The sequence below is a fragment of the Aquimarina sp. U1-2 genome (genome assembly GCF_017897595.1).
In the GTDB taxonomy this organism is placed as follows: domain Bacteria; phylum Bacteroidota; class Bacteroidia; order Flavobacteriales; family Flavobacteriaceae; genus Aquimarina.
Genome location: NZ_JAGKIK010000134.1, coordinates 1 through 336 on the forward strand (window position 1 = coordinate 1; position 336 = coordinate 336).

1 protein-coding gene is annotated in these 336 nt (G+C 31.8%); it reads left to right on the forward strand.

Annotated elements, in window-relative coordinates; all coding sequences use genetic code 11:
* Positions 1-336, forward strand: a 336-nt coding sequence (locus J8281_RS19360; protein WP_210199278.1) for a hypothetical protein, incomplete at both ends; no start/stop codon positions are given.

Here is a 336-nt window from a genome sequence, read left to right on the forward strand (position 1 = left end):
AACAAACGTGGATTTTTAGATGATTTAATTTCAGAAGGTGTTTTTTCTAAAAACCTTTTTTGGAATAGTAAGGACGATAAATACGAAGAGGGCATTTATTTTTCCTATGAAAGATTTGAAGACCATTTAAAGGCTAAATTCCTTTTAACCAATATTGAAGATATCGACTCTGCCCTTAGTAAAGAGGGTACACTTTTTAAATATATTGAAAATGGAGATGCTTGTTTGAAAAACAAAGGGTTGTTAGAGGCCTTTTCTATTCAAATACCTGAAACGTATAGTAAAGAACTTCATGACTTTCTTGGACACATAGAAGATTGGGCAGACTATCATACT